This is a genomic window from Methanohalobium sp., assembly GCF_046546175.1.
Classification (GTDB): domain Archaea; phylum Halobacteriota; class Methanosarcinia; order Methanosarcinales; family Methanosarcinaceae; genus Methanohalobium.
The window spans coordinates 1-19,633 of the sequence record NZ_JBKGYF010000014.1 but is presented as its reverse complement, the minus strand read 5'-3'; the positions used below and the strand labels follow the sequence as shown (position 1 = coordinate 19,633).

Below are 19,633 nucleotides of genomic sequence, written 5' to 3'. Positions count from 1 at the left end.
TTAACCCGTGTTCACATCGTGAATTAAATATTTATAGCTCAATATCGTAATAATACAAGGAATCACAAATATGGAAGAAGTAACTATAAAAATCGAAGGTATGAGCTGTGCCCATTGCCAGGCAAATGTGAAAAAAGCAATAACTTCGGTTAATAGTGTGTCTTCAGCAGAAGTTAACCTTGAAGAAGGTAAGGCTACTGTACAGTATGACCCTACTAAAACAGAACTTGATAAAATTAAGTCAGCTGTTGAAGACATGGGTTATGAGGCAAAGGTCTGATTTTAAACGGGGATGGTATCTGTATGGTAATTGAAACCACTATTAAAGTCTATGGAATGTCATGCAAACATTGTGTGAAAAGTGTAACAGATGCCATCTCTGAACTGGATGGTGTGGAATCAGTTGATGTCAACCTTGAGAATGAACAGGCAACTGTCACCTTTGATTCTGATACTATCGGTCTTGATGATATCAGACAGGCTGTTAAAAATGCCGGTTATGAACCGGTTGGAGAAGTGGATGAAACAGGAAAATCACAACCCTGTCCTGTAGAGGATGAAGAATCAGAAGAATCCGATACCTGCCATTTTGTCATTGATGAAGGTGAGAACAAAAAACCGGCTGAAGAAACCGGGCAATATGCTACGTCAACACTGAATACCAATTTCAAGGTTACAGGAATGACCTGTGCATCCTGTGCGAAAAATGTAGAAAAAATACTTAAAAAACAAGCTGGGGTAGTATCGGCAACAGTAAATCTGGCACTTGAAAAGGCTTCTGTAACCTATGATTCGTCTGCTGTATCTTCAAAAGAACTAAAAGATGCAGTTGTCTCGATCGGTTATGGTGTAGAACGGGATAGTGCTGATTTTAAAATCGGAGGGATGACCTGCGCTTCCTGTGCAAAAAATGTGGAAAAAGCACTTAAAAAGCTGAAAGGTGTGGAATCGGTTAGTGTCAACCTTCCACTTGAAAAGGCGCATGTGGTCTATGATTCATCCCTTGTATCCGCGGCTGATATGAAATCAGCAGTTGAAAGTATAGGTTATACTGCGTCATCTGTAAAGAAAGAATTTGAATCCGACCGAGAACGTGAAGCCCGGGAAACCGAGATGAAACAACAGCGGAAGAATCTGATTATTGCAGCGGCACTGGTCCTTCCGGTATCCTTTGGCGATATGAGTAGTGCTTTCCCGGATATCCTCTGGTTTGTACCACCGTTGCTGGCAAATAAAGTTGTTCTGTTTTTATTGACAACTATAGTTATGCTGTTTCCAGGCAGACAGTTTTTTACCGGTACCTATGAGGATTTTAAACATGGTGTGACAGACATGGACCTTCTCATAGCAACCGGCACAGGAGCTGCATATTCAGTAAGTGTTTTTGCGACATTTATCGACCTTGGACCAGGTTATGAACATACATATTATCACACAGCTGCAATGCTTATTACTTTCATAGTGTTTGGCCGATACATGGAATCCAAAACCAAAGGCAGAACCTCTGAAGCCATCAGGAAACTGATGGGCTTGAAGGCTAAAACTGCAAGAATTATTGTAGATGACAAAGAAAAAGAAGTACCCATTGAAGATGTAGAAATAGGTCATATTATTCTTGTCAAACCTGGTGAAAAAATACCTGTTGACGGAGAGGTTACCAGCGGTTCATCAGCTGTTGATGAATCCATGATAACAGGTGAAAGTATTCCTGTTGAGAAAAATATTGGTGATACTGTAATAGGAGCCACAATCAACAAATCCGGTACATTAAAATTCAGGGCTACTAAGGTAGGTTCTGAAACCGCACTTGCACAAATTATCCAGCTTGTAGAAAACGCCCAGACCTCAAAACCGCCGTTGCAGAGGATAGCTGATGTTGTCGCAGGTAACTTTATACTGGCAGTACATATAATAGCTCTGACATCATTCCTTGTCTGGTTTTTAATAGGGTATGAGATATTTGATGTCCTTCAATTCAGTAATATAACAAGTCCCTTCCTGTTTTCATTACTCATAGCCATAACAGTGCTTGTCATATCCTGTCCCTGTGCTGTGGGTCTTGCAACACCTGCCGCTATTATGGTAGGCACAGGTAAAGGTGCTGAAAACGGTATCTTGATAAAAACAGGTGAAGCATTAGAAAGAGCCCAGAAACTTGATACAATTGTATTTGACAAAACAGGAACTTTAACAGTAGGTAAACCTGAACTGACTGATGTTATTAGTTCTGGTGGTTATTCTGAAAATGAAGTTTTAAGGATTGCCGCCACTGTAGAAAAAGGTTCTGAACATCCTCTTGGGGAAGCTGTTGTGAACGGTGCTCAAACCCGCAGTATCAATCCCGGAACCGCAGAAAAATTTAAAAACGTCCCTGGTCACGGTGTCGAGGCTGTATTTGAAGGTAAAAGGATACTTCTTGGTACACGAAAGCTGATGGATGATAATAATATTGAGATATCTGAATTCAACAAAACAATGAAAAAGCTTGAAAATGATGGTAAGACTGCAATCCTAGTTGCATCAGATGAAAAAGCAACTGGAGTTGTAGCAGTTGCAGATGTTCTGAAAGATAACTCAAAACAGGCAATTGATAAAGTTCATAAAATGGGTCTTGAAGCTATAATGATAACAGGGGATAATAAAAGAACAGCGGATGCTATAGGAAAACAGGTGGGTATGGACAGGGTTCTTTCAGAGGTTCTCCCGGAACAGAAAGCTTCAGAAATCAAAAAGCTTCAGGATGAAGGTAGAGTTGTCGCGATGGTGGGTGATGGAATCAATGATGCACCTGCGCTGACACAATCAGATATCGGAATCGCCATGGGCGCAGGAACAGATGTTGCGATGGAATCAGCAAAGATTGTTCTTATCAAAAACGATCTCATGGATGTGATTGCATCCATACGTCTGAGCAAACTCACCATGAGGAAGATAAAACAGAATCTCTTCTGGGCACTTGGTTATAACAGTGTTGGTATCCCTATAGCTGCCGGGATTTTATATCCGTTTGTTCACCAGATTCTGATAAGTCCTGCTCTTGCAGCAGCATTCATGGCAATGAGTTCTGTATCTGTAACCACGAATTCGCTTTTAATGAAAAAAAGTGATATTAAATAAAATTGCAGGGATTAGATGGTCGACAGTAAATCAAAAGGAAAGTACAGTCTGATTGCAAGTATTGTGACATCGATTGTAACCGCTGGAATATTTGCATTTCTGGCTCTTTTAAAAAATGATATAGGGAGTTCACCGATATATACAAAAGTGGATATCATCGGAGGGGCATTTTTTGTACTCCTGCTTACGATAATAATTTCAGCTTCAATCTGGCCCGGGATAATAGAAAAGTACACAACAAAATGACCTATGTTTTCTTTTCATAGTCAAACAAAAATCCAGATATATACGGTTCGATATTTTCAATTTTAAAAACCCCACGATAAATCAGTTTAGACTGATAAACATAACTGTGCCATAAAATATTAGTCAAGATCTTTATGTGGGTTCAGGTCACACCCGGTACATGGCAAACACATTGTCCGGGATTTGTCTGCTCTTAGACCATATCTGTCAAGTGTTCTGCGAAGTACACGGGTGAGCTTAAGTAACTGTTTTGCTGACGGTCTTTCAATTTCTATCTCACCTACTCTCTGGGACGGCATGACACCTGCTCTGAGTATAGGTATTACTCCCATGGATGCAAGTTCTTCTATACCTTTTTCAACAGTTTCGTATGATTCCCCAAGTCCGATTATGAAATTGGAATAAACATTGTTTCTACCAAAAATCTCAACTGCTTCATGCAGATGTTTTAGTATAATATCCAGATCCTGACCGCTGCAAACCTCTTTATATATATCACGGTCCATTGTCTCAACATTATATTTTATCTCGTCTGCACCCGCATCTTTCAAACGCTTTGTAGAATTAGTAGTCGGATACACCGAAACACCTATTGGTACATTGTATTTTTTAATAGCTCTGACAATTTCTACAGACCTATCAACTTCTTTTTCCGGTGTGTCCGCCACACCTGATGTGATGGATATGGCTTTCATCTTACCTGTTGAATATGCTTCATGTATATACTGGAGTACTTCATCAAACGTCTTAACCCTACCATTGAGCTTTGGTACCGGGCAGAATTTACAGTCATATACACATTTTTCACTGATTGTAATGTATGCCTGTTCAGGACAGTGTATTAATTCTTTTTCAAATTTACCACTGACAAATTCTTCACCGTTTTTATAAATCACCATCTTGCTGTCATCTATTATAGCTTTGAGTGGTGATTTTTCATCCACTGTAAGCCGTACTCTTTTTCCTCCAGATTTAAAAAAGAGCGCAGTTTTTCCAGCTCCAGGTCCTGCAGTAGGAGTCGTTATTTTTTCAAGCAGTGGAGAATCCACGTCAACTGTGCCAATGGATATTAATTCAGCTTTAGTTTCTGGTTTCATATTTTTCACCAGATATAAATGGAATTATTGTTTATCAATCTATTAACAGGTTATGTAGTATCAGGAGGTATTTTTAAATATCCCTAGTATTTATTTTGACGTCAGTGTTTTATAGATAAAACTGATACTTTTAATTAAGTAATCAGGGGGCATCTAAATACCTTTCGACCCTATATGTAAAAAAGAGGTTCCTGAATCAACTGAATATATTTCTGAATTAAGTGGAAACAAGCACTACTTTTGTAGCTATGAATGTAAAAACAAGTTTGATGCTCTTGAAAATAGTGTTATACGTCTCAGACGTACACTTGAAGATAAAGAAAAAATATCATTTGGTAAACTTAATAAAGAAATCATCAAGCCGGGAATCTGTACTTTATGCGGTGCATGTGCAGCAACCTGTGAATCCATAGTCATCGAAGATGAACAGCCAAAGTTGAAGGGTAAATGTACCGCATGCGGAGTGTGTTATAACCAGTGTCCAAGGACAATCACTACAGAAGAAGGTCTTATTGGGTGTATCCGGTTTCCTTATGCAGCCAAGACTGCGATTAAAGGACTGGAAGGACAGGATGGTGCAGTAGTAACATCCATGCTGGCTTATGCTCTTGATGAAGGGTTAATTGACTGTGCCATAGTAACCACTACCTCGGATAAGGAACCCTGGAAACCGGTGCCAATTGTTGCAACAAGTTATGAAGAACTCGTGAAAGCCAGAGGGAGTAAATACGTACACAGTATGACCATGGAAGCTCTTATGGGGGCGATACAGGAAGGTATGCGAAGCATCGCTTTTGTGGGTACTAGCTGTAATATTGATGCTGTGACCAAGATGCAAAAAAGTCCCTATGGTTTTTTACATATGTTTATGCGTGCCAATATATTAAAACTCGGGCTCTTATGCATGGATACTTTTTATTATGAGGGAATAAAGGAATTTGTTGAAAACCATGATATGCGCCTGGAAGACATCGATTCAATGAAAATCCGTAAGGGAAAGTTTGAATTCTATATGGGTGATGAAGTCAGAAGTTATGATCTCAGTAAATTTGACAGCTACAGGAGCAGTTCATGCCGGTTCTGCACAGACCTTGCATCAGAAAATTCAGATATATCCTTTGGGGGTATAGGCTCTCCTGATGGATGTACTACAGTTATTGCACGCTCAGGTATGGGTTATGAAATTTTCAACGAGGCAGTTGATAGAGGTTATATTAAAGCTAGGCAATTAACCCAGAAGGAAATGCAACCACTGTTGAATCTTGCAAAACTGAAAAAAGTACAGATGTATTCACTTATCCGCCGTCAGAATGTCTGATGGTCCCTTTTTGATTTTATTTTTTTATCCAATTTTGCCATAAATCCATAAGGAATTAATATTAGGTACTTATTTTTATTAGGTTATATTAAATGAAATCTGTTTATTTCAACTATTTTATTCCAGTTTTCGAGGTATTATATGATAACAAAAGAAGATGTAGAACATGTGGGATGGCTTGCACGCATCGAAATTGATGAAAACGATGCCAGTGAATATGCTTCTCAGCTTAGTGAGGTATTGAACCATTTTGAACAGCTTGATGAAGTTAATACTGAAAATGTATCACCCACCTACCATGTAATAGACCTTGTTAATGTGTTCCGGGAAGATGTTGCCAGAGAAACACTAACAAAGGATGAAGCGCTTGCAAACACTTCAAGCTCAAAAGAGGGTTATTTCAAATCCTACAGGATAATCTAATGTGAGGTACTCAGAATGGGCGAGCCAATGAGTATATCAAAAATTAAGGATAAAATTGCTGAATCATCTTCTGAAGAGGTTCTTAATTCTTACCTGAAAACAATTGACAGAAGCAAATTGAACGGGTATGCAACCGTTTATAATGGGGCAATTGAAAAAGCAAGAGAAATTGATGCAAAAGGACATGTGGGGATCCTTGCCGGCGTACCTGTTGCTCTCAAGGATAATATTTCCACTAAAGGAATCTCTACTACCTGCTGTTCTAAAATTCTTGAGGGATACACTCCACCATATGATGCACATGTTGTTGAGCGTCTAAAAAGTGAAGGTGCTGTTGTACTGGGTAAGACGAATATGGACGAGTTCGCAATGGGTACATCAACTGAAACCAGCTGTTATGGTCCTACATTGAACCCATGGGATGATGATAGAGTACCAGGAGGTTCATCCGGTGGAAGTGCTGCAGTTGTGGCGTCAGATGAAGCACCGATTTCACTGGGTTCTGATACCGGTGGTTCAGTACGGTGTCCTGCGTCCTACTGCGGAGTTGTTGGGCTGAAACCTACATATGGATCAGTTTCTAGGTACGGACTGATATCCTATGCCAATTCCCTTGAACAAATTGGTCCTTTGGCAAACAATGTTAGTGACATAGCAATTCTGATGGACGTGATAGGTGGATATGATTCTAGGGACAGTACATCAGTACACCGGGAAATAAATTACCAGAATGCGTTAAAAAATGATGTTAATGGTTTAAAAATCGGTGTGCCCGAGGAATATTTCGGAGAAGGAATCGATTCGGAAGTTGAAAAATCGGTATGGGATGCAATTTATAAATTCGAAGATATGGGTGCTAACTGGGAAAAGGTATCAATGCCGAATACCAGCTATGCACTTTCAGCTTATTACATTATCGCCATGAGTGAAGCATCATCTAACCTTGCACGGTTTGATGGTACCAGATATGGATACCAGGTAGATGGTGATAACTGGCATGTGATGGCATCCAGAACCCGTGCAGAAGGGTTTGGAACAGAAGTCCAGCGAAGGGTTTTGCTTGGTACTTATGCACTTTCTGCAGGTTATTATAACAAATATTATCTTAAAGCGCTCAAGGTACGAACCCTTGTCAAGCAGGATTTTGAAAAAGCACTGTCAAATGTGGATGTTTTGGTGACACCAACCATGCCCACAACTGCCTTTAAATTCGGTGAAAAAATAAAAGACCCATTATCACTCTATCTTGCTGATATAAATACTGTTCCTGTAAATCTAGCAGGTGTTCCATCGATATCAGTACCCTGTGGATTTGTAGACGGGTTGCCAGTTGGACTTCAGATAATCGGTAAACATTTCGACGAACCTACAATAATAAGGACGGCGTATAGCTTTGAGCAGAATACTGCTTATAATAAACGTCCCGGTGAGGTGGAATAATGGCAGAAGAAAACCCTGATGGAGTTGTTATAGGACTTGAGATTCATGTCCAGTTGAATAAACTATACAGTAAGATGTTCTGTGGCTGTTCAACGGATTATCATAATGCAGAACCCAACAGCAACACCTGTCCTGTCTGTCTTGGACTTCCGGGTGCTCTTCCTGTAACCAATGAAAAGGCAGTGGAATCATCCATGAAAGTCGGACTGGCATTAAACTGTGATATCGTTGAGCAAACCCAGTTCCACAGAAAGAACTATTTCTACCCAGACCTCCCAAAAGGGTTCCAGATAACCCAGTACGATTACCCTATCGCAAGCGATGGCAAAATTACCATAGAAAGTGATGAAGGGGAACATGTGGTCAGGATAAAACGTGCCCACATGGAAGAAGACCCCGGGCGTATGATGCATATCGGTACCATTGAAAAGTCCAAGGGTACACTGATTGATTATAATCGTTCAGGTATGGCACTTCTTGAGATCGTTACCGAGCCGGATATACGAAGCCCTAAGGAAGCACGCAGATTTCTGGACAAGTTAAGAAATATTCTTGAGTATCTGGACGTATTTAATAGCAATCTTGAAGGTGCAATGAGGGTGGATGCAAACATCTCCCTTCAGGGCGGCTCAAGGGCGGAAGTTAAGAACATCTCATCCCATAAAGGTGCAGAAAGGGCCTTGCTGTATGAAATAATGCGCCAGAAGAATATCATGCGCCGTGGGGGTGAGGTGACAATGGAAACCCGTCATTTCGATGAAGAAAAAGGCGTTACAGTAGGACTTCGATCAAAGGAAGCCGAACATGACTACCGCTACTTCCCTGAACCAGACCTGACCCCGCTTCGGGTTGCAGACAGAGTATCGGAAGTTATGCAGTTACTTCCTGAACTTCCAGACGCAAAAAGGGAGCGTTTTATATCTCAGTATGATATAACAGAAATGCATGCAAAAGCCCTGACATCTGATATAAACGTTGCCAATTTCTTTGAAGAAGTGGCAAAGGATGTTGAACCAAAAACCTCTGCTTCATGGGTTGCTGATGTTTTAAAAGGAGAGTTGAATTACCGCGAACTTACAGTAGACGCTTTTGATGTGGAAGACATGGCATATATTATCCAGATGGTAGTAAACAACAAAATAACAGAAAAAAGTGCAGTAGAGGTCATCCGGCATATCTTGGACTATGGTGGCAAACCTGATGATATCGTCAAAGAAAAAGGACTTCTTAAAGTTGAAGAGGATGTTGTCAGCAAGGCAGTTACTGAAACTATCCAAGAGAATGAACAGGCAGTAAATGACTATTTGGCCGGCAAGGAAAAATCCCTGAACTATCTTGTAGGCCAGGTTATGAAAAAGACCCGTGGACGTGCAGATGCCAAAGAAGTCAGAGAATTACTTGTTGATGAATTAAGCAGTTAAGGTTGGTTATATGGGCTGATTTTTCAGTCCTGAAACATTTAATTTTTAATATCAAATTGGTAATATTTCTAACAATGGAGTTACTTTCTGCAATTATTATTTTCCTTGGTTTTACAGCAGTCATTGGAGTGGCAGGGACATATTTAAGCCGTACTGCTGACCAGTTTGCAGACATCACTGGTCTGGGTGAAGTACTGCTAGGTGCGATGTTTCTGGGTGCTACGACTTCAATGGCAGGGATAATCACATCAGTAACAGCCGCGTTTCAAAATTATCCGGAACTGGCGATAAGCAATGCCATGGGCGGAATCGTAGCCCAGACATCATTTCTGGCGATTGTTGATATCACTTACCGGAAAGCTAACCTTGAACATGCATCTGCATCGTATGAAAATTTGATGCAGGGTATGTTGCTTGTTATCATGTTATCGTTTATACTTCTAGTTATGGTGGCTCCTAATATAGGAATTTTGGATTTTCATCCCGCATCCCTAGTCCTTATCCTTATTTATGTACTGGGGTTACGACTGGTATCAAAATCTAGAAACGTTCCCATGTGGAAACCTCGAAAAACACCTGAAACAATTGAAGATATACCTAAACACACTGAAACAGAAAAAATAAACCTTAAAACACTATCCATTCGATTTTTAATACTGGCTGTTTCTGTGGCTATTTCTGGTTATATGGTAGCAGAATCAGGTATTGTTATAGCACAGGAAACCGGATTATCGGAAAGTTTCGTGGGAAGCCTGTTTACCGCTGTTTCTACATCACTGCCTGAACTGATAGTCACTGTTTCTGCGGTACGCTACGGTGCACTAACACTTGCAGTGAGCAATATCATCGGTGGTAACAGTTTTGATGTGTTGTTTGTTGCTTTTTCTGATTTTGCATATCTTCAGGGGTCTATTTACCATGCACTGAGTTATTCTCAGGTATTCATCATCGTATTGACACTGCTTATTACATCTGTTTTGATAATGGGTCTATTGGACAGGGAAAAAAATGGTATTGGTAACATAGGCTGGGAAAGTTTTCTCATAATACTGCTGTTTGTGGGAGGCTATATTGTGATGTATATTAGTTAATTTTTTATAAAGAGTGATAATTCGATGAGTTTAGATACATAATCGTGAAATTGTTAAAATCATTCCAAAACAATTATATGCTTAAAAATAAATGTAGCTACCCGTATAACTGATTATCAAATTCAATCATTAAATATTAGGTGAAAACAATGGCAAGATTCCCAGAAGCTGAAAACAGGATACTCAATAAAACAATATGCATGAGTTGCAATGCAAGAAATGCTCTGAAAGCACCACGTTGCAGAAAATGCGGCTATAAGCACCTACGTGGCAAATCCAAGGACACAAGAGGCTGATTTGACCAATGCAAGTGGAAAAGTACCTTAATGAGATATCAGAAAATCAAGGTACAGTTCACTTAACACTTATAGACCCTGCATCTCAATCACCTGATGAGGCTGCAGAAATAGCACTTGCGGCAGCTAATGGTGGTACTGATGCAATTATGATAGGTGGTTCAACTGAGGCAGGTGGTGCTCTTTTGGACCAGACCCTGTTAAAGATTAAAGAACGTACCGGTATCCCTACTATACTTTTTCCTGCCAATGCTGGTGGTGTGAGTGCTTATTCTGATGCTATATTCTTTATGAGCCTGCTTAACTCTAGGGATATAAATTATATTACTACAAACCAGGCGATGGGTGCTCCAATGGTTTATAAATTTGGTATAGAAGCCATTTCTATGGCTTATTTGATAATAGAACCAGGGGGTACTGTGGGATGGGTAGGGGATGCAAAATTAATACCCAAAAATAAACCGGAAATAGCAGTTTCATATTCATTGGCTGGTAAGTATCTGGGAATGCATTATACCTATCTTGAAACCGGTTCCGGAGCAGATGGACCAGCGCCTCCAGAAATGATAAAAACTGTTAAAAAAGTTCTGGGTAATAATAAACTGTTAATAGGTGGAGGGATACGTGACCCAGAGACAGCAAAAAAATGTGTTATGGCTGGTGCTGACATGATTGTAACCGGAACAGTGGTAGAAGAAACTTCTGATGTCACCGCCAAAATTGAAGAGATTGTATCAGCTGTTAAAAACAGATGATACATCCATTTTTCTATATTGCTTGTTTGCACTTGATTGCCCTTGGATTTTACTTTTTATGAATTATTAGTAGAGGTTTGTTCATGCTGAAACTGAGTAATGTTGTTAAAGATTATCAAATAGGTAGCGAAAAAATACGTGTTCTTGATGGTGTCAGTTTTACAGTTGAAAATGGTGAGATTCTTGGAATCACCGGAAGAAGCGGCAGCGGAAAGACAACATTACTGAAGATAATACGTGGTGTGGAAAAATTTGACAGTGGTATGATTGAACTTAACGGGGATATCGTAACCCCTGAATCCGGTTATGAAGGTATTAGGTTTTTGAACCTTAATACAGCAATCCACTTGCAGCGTTCTTTTGGATTGTGGGCTGGACCTGCAATTGAAAATATTATCAGGAAATTAAACTTTTTATATTCAGGTGATGAATCGCTTCCATCAACCGAATCACCCTATTATGAAGAACTGTACAAAACTGCTCTAACCTATCTGAAACTCGTTGGTCTTGAAAAAAAAGCTCTGCATTCAGCGAATTTTTTGAGCGGCGGTGAAAAACAGAGGCTAATACTTGCCCGGCAACTAGCGGCAAAACCCCGGGTTTTGCTACTTGACGAACCAGTTACAATGACCGGTCCTGATACAAAACAGGAAATACTTGATATAATTAAATATCTTAAAAAACGCCTGAACATTCCTATAATAGTGATATCACACCTTCCAGAAATACATATGTACCTCTCGGACAGGGTTATATACCTAGAAAACCAGGAAATTATTGATGAAGATGAACCTGAAAAGGTACTCAAAAATTTCCTTCAAAAACTGCCCCCAAGTGTTAATCTTTTAGAAATTAATAACAAAGAACCCTGTATAAAAGTACAGAATATCTCAAAGCGCTTTGCATTGATACGTGTTGGAGAAGTACTTAATATCAGGGATTTATCCCTTGATATCAATAAAAGGGATATCACAGCATTTATAGGTTCTTCAGGTGCAGGTAAAACTACACTCCTAAAACTGATAGAAGGTCTGCATGAACCAAACAACGGCAGAATATGTTATCTCCATAATGATGATTGGGTAGACATCTCCCATTTCAGTTTACAAAGAATGGAACTTCGCCGCAAAATCAGTATGATGCATCAGGAGTTTACTCTGTCACCCCATTCTACTGTACGTGAACAAATAGCATTTAAACTCAGGATCAAAAAAGAAGGCGCCATTGAGCATGCAAGAAAAAAAGCTCATGAGTTTGGAATTTCAGACGAGCTGCTTGATATCATTTATAAATTACCTGATATGTCAGAAGACGAAAAATCAGATATTTTACAAAAACTCGGTATTTCAGAGAATATTTACTGCGAATTATTCCCAGAAGTAAATCAGGAGAATGTTGAAAAATATGCCAGAGAAGTTTTCAGTGCACTTGACCTTCCAATAGAAGTACTTGACAAAACAACCAACCAGCTGAGTGGTGGTGAACATGTCAGAGCTTTTATAGCACTTGCAATGTCAACTTCACCTGAAATTCTAATGCTGGACGAACCATTTGGGGACCTTGACCCTATAACTTTAAGGGACGTAACCAACTCATTGAAGTCAATCAATAAAAACTTTGGAACAACAATAGTTCTTGTAAGCCATCATATGGATTTTGTAAAAGAGGTTGCTCATAGAGCTGTACTGATTGACAACGGTAAAATAGAGATGGACGGCAAACCTGATGAAGTATGTCAGTATTTTATCGGTCTGAGCAATGCTGTATATCTCAACCAAACAATTGAAGACTTGGCAAACTGACTACTCTCCCACGACTGAACAGGTTGTCCGACAATAATTAGTTAAGCAATAATACATACCATGCTATTTTGCAGAATTTTTGTTATTCTACAATAAAATGATTGATTTTCAATCAATCATTTGTATTATTCAGAATTCACCCCTATTTTCCTTAGGTTAGCAGCAGCAAAAACCAGATTAAATTCAGTTTTTACTGAATTTAACCCTCTTGTAATAAATTCTGAGAATTTCAAATTCTGCTTGTAAAGATGAATGGAAACAAGTCCACAGGCTCTACCCTACCCCTCGTTCGAAAGGGTTTATATTGTAATTTTGGTTATCAATTACAATATATAATATTTTTATAATTTAATATTATTCATACCTTATTTGATTGATTATTTTCAGATATTAAATTAGTAGAATTAGTCGTTGCAATTTTGTGCAACGTTATTATTGTAGAGAGCTATTTCAATATTTGAACGCAAATCTTTATTCTGGAAAGGTTTCAAAATATAACCATAGGGCTTTGTATGTTTGGCACGCTCAATTAAATCATCATCTGCATAGGCTGTAAGATAAACTATGGGTATATCAAGATTATCATGTATATGTCTTGCTGCTTCTATTCCATCTATTTCGCCCTTTAATATAATGTCAACTAGAACCAAATCAGGTTTATTTTCTTCTGCTTTTTTAATAGCATCCTCACCTGTAGATGTCACGTCTGTAACAGAATATCCCAATTTTGTTAATCGGTTTTTAATATCTAATGCGACTGAATTTTCATCTTCTACAACCAGTATTTTCGGATTTTCCATTTTTACACCAGTAATCCGCTTTAAAATATAATTATGAATTTTGTCCCCTGACCGCTATTAATCTCAATTATTCCATCGACTTGTTCTATCAGTGCATTTACAAGCTGCAGACCCAATGAATCGGTTTTCCTAATATCCAGATTCTCAGGAATCCCCTTACCATTATCACAGATAACCAATTTGTAAGTTTCGTCTTCATCCTGATAGAACCTGATAAATATTTCCCCTTTTTCATTTTCTGAAAATGCATGCTTTAAAGAATTAGACACCAATTCATTGACAACAATTCCAAGTGGTATAGCAGTATCCATATTCAAGTAGAGTTCAGCCATATCAAAATTGAGATTGATGCTTTCAACATCTACAAGATATGACTGGAAGAGTTGAGTTACCAGATTTTTAACATATTCAGCAAAATTAATAGTTTTTAAATCCTTTGATTGATATAATTTTTCATGAGCCAGCGCCATAGACCTGACACGATTTTGACTGTTTTTAAACGCTTCAATCAAATCATCGTTTTCAAAATTTCCTGCTTCCAGATTGAGTAAACTGGAAATAACTTGCAGGTTATTCTTGACTCGGTGATGTATCTCTTTTTCTCTTGTTATTTCTGCTTCTTTTCGTTTTGCGATGTTTCTGGTAACTGCAATAAAAGCAGGTTCTCCCTGATAATCAATACACTGTACACTTAATTCAATAGGAACAACTCTACCGCTTTTGTGTACATGAGTTGTTTCAAAAATAGAATGCTTTTTTTCCTTCAATTCTTTAATTTTATCTAGGTCCGATTTGGTATCAGGAGGATGTATATCACTAATATTCATCTGTAATAATTCATCTCTGCAGTATCCCAGATGTTCACATGCAGACTGATTGACTTCAACAAAACAACCATCTAAATCACAAATAAATATCGCATCATTGGTATTGTTGAACAGTAACCTGAACTTTTTTTCGGATTCCTGGAGAGCTTTTTCAGTTTCTTTGCGTTCAGTTATGTCAACAATAATACCCTGGTAATGAGTAACTTCTCCTGTATCATTCTGTATAATAAAGGTTCTTTCAGTAACCCAGCGTATGTCTCCTGTTCTGGTACATATTCGATATTCCTGGATGAACTGCTTGTATCCTGACTCTACATACCTAGAAAGTTTCCTGCGTACAGATTCCAGGTCTTCAGGATGTATAATATCACCATAAACATACCGACCTGAGGTAAAATCATCAGGATTGTATCCAAACTGGGTGATGCTGTCTGATACAAATTCAACAGGCCATTTATTATTTGCTCTCCAGAGAAAAACAATAATAGGACTATTATGTATTACGGATTCTAAATCAATTTTTTCCAATTGTTGCATTTTGCTACCAACAATTTTTATTTATTACAGGTCAAACACGTTTGTGTTTTAATTGAATGTTCTATAAAATTTCCTTTATTTATTTTTTCCCAGTTTATCTTTTTCCATTTTATGTTTATGTAGAGCCATTTCTATATTAGTTCGAAGGTCTTTTTCCTTGAAAGGTTTTGATATATAGCCGTATGGCTGGGTTAATTTTGCACGTTCCAGTATTTTATCATCTGCATAGGCTGTAAGATAGATTACAGGTATATCATATAACTCTCGTATTTTTTCAGCTGCCTCTATACCGTCCATGTCACCTTTTAACATAATATCCATCAATACAAGGTCTGAAAATGTTATTTCTGCTTTTTGAACAGCTTCTTCACCTGTTGAAGCAATACTTGGAACAGAATACCCCAATTTATTTAGCCGATTTTTAATATCCAGTGCTACTATATTTTCATCTTCAACAACCAGAATTTTCGGGCTTTTCATTTTTACACCTTAATTTTATATTTTAATTCTTTAAACGTTATTATAAATTCTGTTCCCTGAGTTCTGTCAAGTTCAATTGTCCCATAAATCTGGTCTACCAGTGTATTTACAAGCTGAAGTCCCAGTGAATCGGTTTCTCTGATATCCAGATTGTCAGGAATTCCCCTACCATTATCATTAATAATCAATTTATAATTATCATCCTCAGATTTGTACATGTAAATGTTGATTTCACCGGACTCTTTTTCTGTAAATGCATGTTTTAAAGAATTGGATACCAGTTCATTGATAATTATCCCCAAAGGTATAGCTGTATCCATATTTAAAGATATTTTGTCGATATTTGAATTTATCTTTAGATTTTTGGTTACACCGTTATAGGTCTGGGCAAGATAATTGGTCAGATTAGCTACATAATCAGGAAAATCAATGCTTGCTATGTCCTTTGACTGATAAAGTTCCTCATGGGCAAGTGCCATTGACCTGACACGGTTCTGACTATCTCTGAAAGCTTCAACCACCTCTGGATCATCAAAATTATCTGATTCCAGATTCAGTAAACTGGAAATCACCTGCAGATTATTTTTTACCCTGTGATGTATCTCCTTTTTACGGATTTCTTCAGCCTGTTTACGTTCAGTTGTAAATTCATACATTGCCTTGCGTGCATTTTCTATACCATTGGTCAGTATTGTAAAATCACCATCCCCATGTACCTGTACTTTGCGGGTGAAGTCTTCATTCTGGATTGCTGTTAGTACTGTATTGGAATCATCAATGATATTATCCAATGATTCTGAAAAGTGATCCAATGTATCACCAAGTTGTTTAAAATCGCCTTTAACATCTAATTTGAATCGGGTTTTTAGTTGTCCTTTTGCAAGCGAGTTAGCCACACGCATGGTCTCCTGAATGGGAAGCAGTACAGTATCCAGGATTTTATTAAGACCTTGTGGTATTTCTTTAAAATCTTTTTGTACCCGTGTATTGGCTCTCGTGTCCAGTTTACCGTTAATAGCATCATCGGTAATTCTTTTAAAGTCTTTGACAATATCGTTTATAGGTCGTGTAATGGATAACGCGATCAGGTAAGCCACACCACCCATGAAAATCAATGATACTATAGATATAATTATCAATTCATCTCTTAATGATGCTACACCAGCAAGCATTTCATCCTTGGGAACAACAAGAACAAATGAATAATTTCCAGTCTCAATTCTCTCATAGAACATTACTACATTTTTCCCTGTACTCGGGTCAACAGTTTCTATATGCCCGCTCTTACCGGACCTTATGTCATCCGCCATTTGAGATATTTCAGGGTCATTAAAATCATCCAATGTTTTTTTTCCGATCCACTGCTTTCTTTCAGGATGGGACAGTAGTATACCTGTATTACTTGTCATAAAGGCATACCCGGTGTTAAATATTTCAACCTGGCTTATGATTTTATCGATGTTCTCAAGTGATACATCCACTCCACCTATACCCTCAAAATTGCCATCCTTCATTATAGGGGATACATAGCTTACGATAAGTTCTCCCTGATACAAATATGGTTCAGTAACTACTGTTCTTTCCAGTTTTTTTGGTAACTGATAGTAATCTGAAGTTTCATAATCCACCAGAGCTTCACAATGTACCTCTCCTCCTATTCTGTTCCAGTAAGGTATAAATCTCCCAGTAGAGTCATGGTATTTGGTGTTAACATATTGTTCATCTTTATTATCAAAAGCATTAGGTTCATAACCAACAAATACCCCTATAAGATTGGAATTTTTTACAAGTAAATGTTTTAACATATTATTTACTTCACTTCTATTGGAAGATTCATATGCAGACATCATGTCAGTTATGTCCTCTCCAACAGCTTTATGTTCCTTCATATCCGAATTAAAATCATTAGCATAGCTTTTTGCCGTTTCAATTGATTGCTGATAGGCAAGCTCTTCCTGTTGTGAAGTTGTAGTGCTAATGGTAACTGCTGTAGAAGCTACCAAAATCACTGAAACACCCAGTAAAATATAAATAAGCAGTTTTACTTTTAAAGATACTTTGTCCCATTTCATTATGTTAACACCGGGTTATACGTTTTTCAAACCGGACGCTAGGTAGAACATCAGATATTTTTTAATTTAATGAATGTGAAATGGAATAATATAATTGTTTCTATGTAACTGTTAAAATAAATAATTTAATTCGCATATAAAAGAGAAAGGTAAATCACATAATCAATGATGTCTGATTTTTTCAGCCAGGTCTTTACCAAGACGTTCACACTCAGAAATGTCTTTTTCATTTGGTCTGTGCTGTATTCTTAATACAGGGTCTATAACATCCATACCAGCTTTTCGCATCTTATCCGCAATCATATGAGGAGCTTCACCACTCCATCCATAGGAACCAAATGCCGCCCCTACTTTCCCACTTACATCTTTTTGAACAAGCTCATCCACAAATTTTTCAATGGGTGCAAGCATCCCATAGAAAAAAGTTGATGACCCTATAGCAATTGCGTCCACAGTTGCCACCTTATCGGCTGTTGTGTCATAGAAACTGTTAACATCTACATCTATATGTCTAGACCTGGCACCGTTAGCTATTGCTTCTGCCATAATTTTGGTATTACCCTGGGTACTTAAATAAACTACTACAAGTTTTGCCATATTATCCCCCACTTTATTGATTTAGAGCTGTTAATATTTCGAGTTTAAATTATTTAATATTATTCCAGTATATATAAACCAATCATATCGCAGTAATTATATAAAAAGGAAAATTTAATTGGTAGAATTATATTGTATTTGGTGATAATATGCAGGTGTACAAATTAAAACGAGGATATAAACCAGACAGCGGCCGAATCTATTCGATACTTGATGACTGTTTCCCCACTGAGATAAAGTGTGAAGATGACAAATTTGTTACCTCATATGGAGCTCTAACAAAAATTGAGGTATGGATGGAAGGAAAAAAGATGGCAGTTGACACCGAATCAGCTGATGAATCCGAGCTTGATGATGAATTGATACTTGACACAAATAAAAGGTTCAGGGATTTCTTATATCAAGCAACCGGATATACTGCCAAGGAACGTGTGAAAATGGCTAAAAAGGAAGTTCAGGACTAAATTGCTGGTGTGATGCTTGATAACCGAATTTCTTGATAAACTCAAAACTCTCGATATTCCCACCTGTCTGCGGGTATGTGCAGGAACTGATGGGTCGATTACCTTCCTGCTTGAAATAATGACGAAAATGGAAGTATCTGTTATAACCCAGGAACAGTATCTAATACCTGCAAACAAAGATACTGCTTCCCTTTTCGATACCAATATCGGAGATGACATCAATTATCGTGTAGTTAAACTGGTTGCAGGAAACAAACCCTATATTTATGCGCGCTCATTATCGCCTATAAAAAGAATGCCTCTCGAAGTAAAACAGGACATGATGCGCGCTGATATACCGATTGGTAAAATTCTCAGAAACCATGATATAGAAACCCGACGTGATTTTGAGAATCTTGAAATTATAAATAACTATGAATTTTTCGACTGTAATCAGGTGCTTTCAAGGTCATATAAAATCATACACCACAACCATGTACTCATGTGGATTAATGAATTATTTCCGGTTGATGAGAGATGGTATTTATAAAGGCAAACATTTCAACCAAAAATTTAATAATAGATACCTGATATTTGGGTGGAATACGTCGTTATGATGAAAGCGCCTCGGTGGCTTAGTGGTGTAGCGCGTCCTTGGTAAGGACGAGGTCGCGGGTTCGATCCCCGCCCGAGGCTTACCGATTTTTTTGGTTCAAAGTTTATGCTTTATAGTTTACAATTACAGAGTTATTTATATAAAAAAAAGTTGGTAATTAATTTTCAAACCATATAATAAATGCATAAACTTTCTGACATACTCCCACGGATTTAGAGCTTGTCCAACAATTCGATAATATTAATTTATTTTATC

At 38.0% G+C, this 19,633-nt stretch carries 20 protein-coding genes and 1 tRNA gene; 14 read left to right on the top strand and 7 right to left on the bottom strand.

Annotated features, from left to right (window positions below; translation table 11 throughout):
• Positions 1 to 70: 70 nt before the first annotated feature.
• The 3 genes from ACLFMM_RS02940 to ACLFMM_RS02930 are packed head-to-tail and all read left to right on the top strand — an operon-like array spanning position 71 to position 3,363.
• A complete protein-coding gene (locus ACLFMM_RS02940) occupies positions 71 to 280 on the top strand; it encodes a heavy-metal-associated domain-containing protein (protein ID WP_410807222.1) in 210 nt (69 codons plus the stop codon).
• Between the two features lie 23 nt (positions 281 to 303).
• Positions 304 to 3,117, top strand: a complete 2,814-nt coding sequence (locus ACLFMM_RS02935) for a heavy metal translocating P-type ATPase (protein ID WP_410807221.1) — start codon at positions 304 to 306, stop codon at positions 3,115 to 3,117.
• A 15-nt stretch (positions 3,118 to 3,132) separates the two neighbouring features.
• Positions 3,133 to 3,363, top strand: coding sequence for a hypothetical protein (locus tag ACLFMM_RS02930; protein ID WP_410807220.1), 231 nt, complete (start codon positions 3,133 to 3,135; stop codon positions 3,361 to 3,363).
• Between the two features lie 119 nt (positions 3,364 to 3,482).
• Here ACLFMM_RS02930 and ACLFMM_RS02925 read toward each other — a convergent pair whose 3' ends face one another.
• Positions 3,483 to 4,460, bottom strand: a complete 978-nt coding sequence (locus ACLFMM_RS02925; protein WP_410807219.1) for a radical SAM protein — start codon at positions 4,458 to 4,460, stop codon at positions 3,483 to 3,485.
• Between the two features lie 157 nt (positions 4,461 to 4,617).
• Here ACLFMM_RS02925 and ACLFMM_RS02920 point away from each other — a divergent pair, with 157 nt between their 5' ends.
• From ACLFMM_RS02920 to ACLFMM_RS02885, 8 genes are all read left to right on the top strand, one after another.
• On the top strand, positions 4,618 to 5,778 hold the full coding sequence (locus tag ACLFMM_RS02920) for a Coenzyme F420 hydrogenase/dehydrogenase, beta subunit C-terminal domain (protein WP_410807236.1): 1,161 nt from the start codon (positions 4,618 to 4,620) through the stop codon (positions 5,776 to 5,778).
• A 141-nt stretch (positions 5,779 to 5,919) separates the two neighbouring features.
• Positions 5,920 to 6,201 (top strand): Asp-tRNA(Asn)/Glu-tRNA(Gln) amidotransferase subunit GatC, encoded by a 282-nt coding sequence (gatC, locus tag ACLFMM_RS02915; protein ID WP_410807218.1) that lies wholly within the window; start codon positions 5,920 to 5,922, stop codon positions 6,199 to 6,201.
• 15 nt (positions 6,202 to 6,216) lie between these two features.
• Positions 6,217 to 7,641, top strand: coding sequence for an Asp-tRNA(Asn)/Glu-tRNA(Gln) amidotransferase subunit GatA (gatA, locus tag ACLFMM_RS02910; RefSeq protein ID WP_410807217.1), 1,425 nt, complete (start codon positions 6,217 to 6,219; stop codon positions 7,639 to 7,641).
• Entirely contained in the window at positions 7,641 to 9,062 is a 1,422-nt protein-coding gene (gatB, locus tag ACLFMM_RS02905; RefSeq protein WP_410807216.1) for an Asp-tRNA(Asn)/Glu-tRNA(Gln) amidotransferase subunit GatB, read from the top strand. The genes gatA and gatB overlap by 1 nt, the downstream gene beginning before the upstream one ends.
• Positions 9,063 to 9,136: 74 nt before the next feature.
• Positions 9,137 to 10,153: a sodium:calcium antiporter gene (locus tag ACLFMM_RS02900; protein ID WP_410807215.1), complete on the top strand. Its 1,017-nt coding sequence runs from the start codon at positions 9,137 to 9,139 to the stop codon at positions 10,151 to 10,153.
• 149 nt (positions 10,154 to 10,302) lie between these two features.
• Entirely contained in the window at positions 10,303 to 10,449 is a 147-nt protein-coding gene (locus tag ACLFMM_RS02895) for a 50S ribosomal protein L40e (RefSeq protein ID WP_410807214.1), read from the top strand.
• An 8-nt stretch (positions 10,450 to 10,457) separates the two neighbouring features.
• Positions 10,458 to 11,204, top strand: coding sequence for a geranylgeranylglyceryl/heptaprenylglyceryl phosphate synthase (locus tag ACLFMM_RS02890; protein ID WP_410807213.1), 747 nt, complete (start codon positions 10,458 to 10,460; stop codon positions 11,202 to 11,204).
• Between the two features lie 83 nt (positions 11,205 to 11,287).
• Positions 11,288 to 13,006, top strand: a complete 1,719-nt coding sequence (locus ACLFMM_RS02885) for an ATP-binding cassette domain-containing protein (RefSeq protein WP_410807212.1) — start codon at positions 11,288 to 11,290, stop codon at positions 13,004 to 13,006.
• A 125-nt stretch (positions 13,007 to 13,131) separates the two neighbouring features.
• Here the strand turns inward: ACLFMM_RS02885 and ACLFMM_RS02880 are convergent, their stop codons facing one another.
• The 6 genes from ACLFMM_RS02880 to ACLFMM_RS02855 form a co-directional block, all read right to left on the bottom strand.
• The gene (locus ACLFMM_RS02880; RefSeq protein WP_410807211.1) at positions 13,132 to 13,239 is read right to left on the bottom strand and encodes a hypothetical protein; all 108 of its coding nucleotides are present in this window, start codon (positions 13,237 to 13,239) and stop codon (positions 13,132 to 13,134) included.
• 171 nt (positions 13,240 to 13,410) lie between these two features.
• Positions 13,411 to 13,806, bottom strand: coding sequence for a response regulator (locus tag ACLFMM_RS02875; RefSeq protein ID WP_410807210.1), 396 nt, complete (start codon positions 13,804 to 13,806; stop codon positions 13,411 to 13,413).
• 20 nt (positions 13,807 to 13,826) lie between these two features.
• Positions 13,827 to 15,170: a PAS domain S-box protein gene (locus ACLFMM_RS02870; protein WP_410807209.1), complete on the bottom strand. Its 1,344-nt coding sequence runs from the start codon at positions 15,168 to 15,170 to the stop codon at positions 13,827 to 13,829.
• Between the two features lie 75 nt (positions 15,171 to 15,245).
• A complete protein-coding gene (locus ACLFMM_RS02865) occupies positions 15,246 to 15,650 on the bottom strand; it encodes a response regulator (RefSeq protein ID WP_410807208.1) in 405 nt (134 codons plus the stop codon).
• A gap of 2 nt (positions 15,651 to 15,652) precedes the next feature.
• Positions 15,653 to 17,722: a histidine kinase dimerization/phosphoacceptor domain -containing protein gene (locus tag ACLFMM_RS02860; RefSeq protein ID WP_410807207.1), complete on the bottom strand. Its 2,070-nt coding sequence runs from the start codon at positions 17,720 to 17,722 to the stop codon at positions 15,653 to 15,655.
• Between the two features lie 162 nt (positions 17,723 to 17,884).
• On the bottom strand, positions 17,885 to 18,319 hold the full coding sequence (locus tag ACLFMM_RS02855) for a flavodoxin domain-containing protein (protein WP_410807206.1): 435 nt from the start codon (positions 18,317 to 18,319) through the stop codon (positions 17,885 to 17,887).
• Positions 18,320 to 18,468: 149 nt separating this feature from the next.
• Here ACLFMM_RS02855 and ACLFMM_RS02850 point away from each other — a divergent pair, with 149 nt between their 5' ends.
• The 3 genes from ACLFMM_RS02850 (at position 18,469) to ACLFMM_RS02840 (ending at position 19,458) form a co-directional block, all read left to right on the top strand.
• A complete protein-coding gene (locus tag ACLFMM_RS02850) occupies positions 18,469 to 18,783 on the top strand; it encodes a DUF5611 family protein (RefSeq protein WP_410807205.1) in 315 nt (104 codons plus the stop codon).
• A gap of 16 nt (positions 18,784 to 18,799) precedes the next feature.
• Positions 18,800 to 19,312 (top strand): chorismate--pyruvate lyase family protein, encoded by a 513-nt coding sequence (locus ACLFMM_RS02845; RefSeq protein ID WP_410807204.1) that lies wholly within the window; start codon positions 18,800 to 18,802, stop codon positions 19,310 to 19,312.
• A 74-nt stretch (positions 19,313 to 19,386) separates the two neighbouring features.
• Positions 19,387 to 19,458, top strand: a tRNA-Thr gene (locus ACLFMM_RS02840).
• The last annotated feature ends 175 nt before the right edge of the window (positions 19,459 to 19,633 follow it).

Coding starts and splice junctions, on each gene's coding strand:
- ACLFMM_RS02875 (WP_410807210.1), bottom strand. CDS start 13,806: ATGGAAAATCCGAAAATACTGGTTGTAGAAGATGAAAATTCAGTCGCA.
- gatA (WP_410807217.1), top strand. CDS start 6,217: ATGGGCGAGCCAATGAGTATATCAAAAATTAAGGATAAAATTGCTGAA.
- ACLFMM_RS02940 (WP_410807222.1), top strand. CDS start 71: ATGGAAGAAGTAACTATAAAAATCGAAGGTATGAGCTGTGCCCATTGC.
- ACLFMM_RS02895 (WP_410807214.1), top strand. CDS start 10,303: ATGGCAAGATTCCCAGAAGCTGAAAACAGGATACTCAATAAAACAATA.
- ACLFMM_RS02930 (WP_410807220.1), top strand. CDS start 3,133: ATGGTCGACAGTAAATCAAAAGGAAAGTACAGTCTGATTGCAAGTATT.
- ACLFMM_RS02865 (WP_410807208.1), bottom strand. CDS start 15,650: ATGAAAAGCCCGAAAATTCTGGTTGTTGAAGATGAAAATATAGTAGCA.
- ACLFMM_RS02885 (WP_410807212.1), top strand. CDS start 11,288: ATGCTGAAACTGAGTAATGTTGTTAAAGATTATCAAATAGGTAGCGAA.
- ACLFMM_RS02900 (WP_410807215.1), top strand. CDS start 9,137: ATGGAGTTACTTTCTGCAATTATTATTTTCCTTGGTTTTACAGCAGTC.
- ACLFMM_RS02870 (WP_410807209.1), bottom strand. CDS start 15,170: ATGCAACAATTGGAAAAAATTGATTTAGAATCCGTAATACATAATAGT.
- gatC (WP_410807218.1), top strand. CDS start 5,920: ATGATAACAAAAGAAGATGTAGAACATGTGGGATGGCTTGCACGCATC.
- ACLFMM_RS02860 (WP_410807207.1), bottom strand. CDS start 17,722: ATGAAATGGGACAAAGTATCTTTAAAAGTAAAACTGCTTATTTATATT.
- ACLFMM_RS02855 (WP_410807206.1), bottom strand. CDS start 18,319: ATGGCAAAACTTGTAGTAGTTTATTTAAGTACCCAGGGTAATACCAAA.
- ACLFMM_RS02935 (WP_410807221.1), top strand. CDS start 304: ATGGTAATTGAAACCACTATTAAAGTCTATGGAATGTCATGCAAACAT.
- ACLFMM_RS02925 (WP_410807219.1), bottom strand. CDS start 4,460: ATGAAACCAGAAACTAAAGCTGAATTAATATCCATTGGCACAGTTGAC.
- ACLFMM_RS02850 (WP_410807205.1), top strand. CDS start 18,469: ATGCAGGTGTACAAATTAAAACGAGGATATAAACCAGACAGCGGCCGA.
- gatB (WP_410807216.1), top strand. CDS start 7,641: ATGGCAGAAGAAAACCCTGATGGAGTTGTTATAGGACTTGAGATTCAT.
- ACLFMM_RS02890 (WP_410807213.1), top strand. CDS start 10,458: ATGCAAGTGGAAAAGTACCTTAATGAGATATCAGAAAATCAAGGTACA.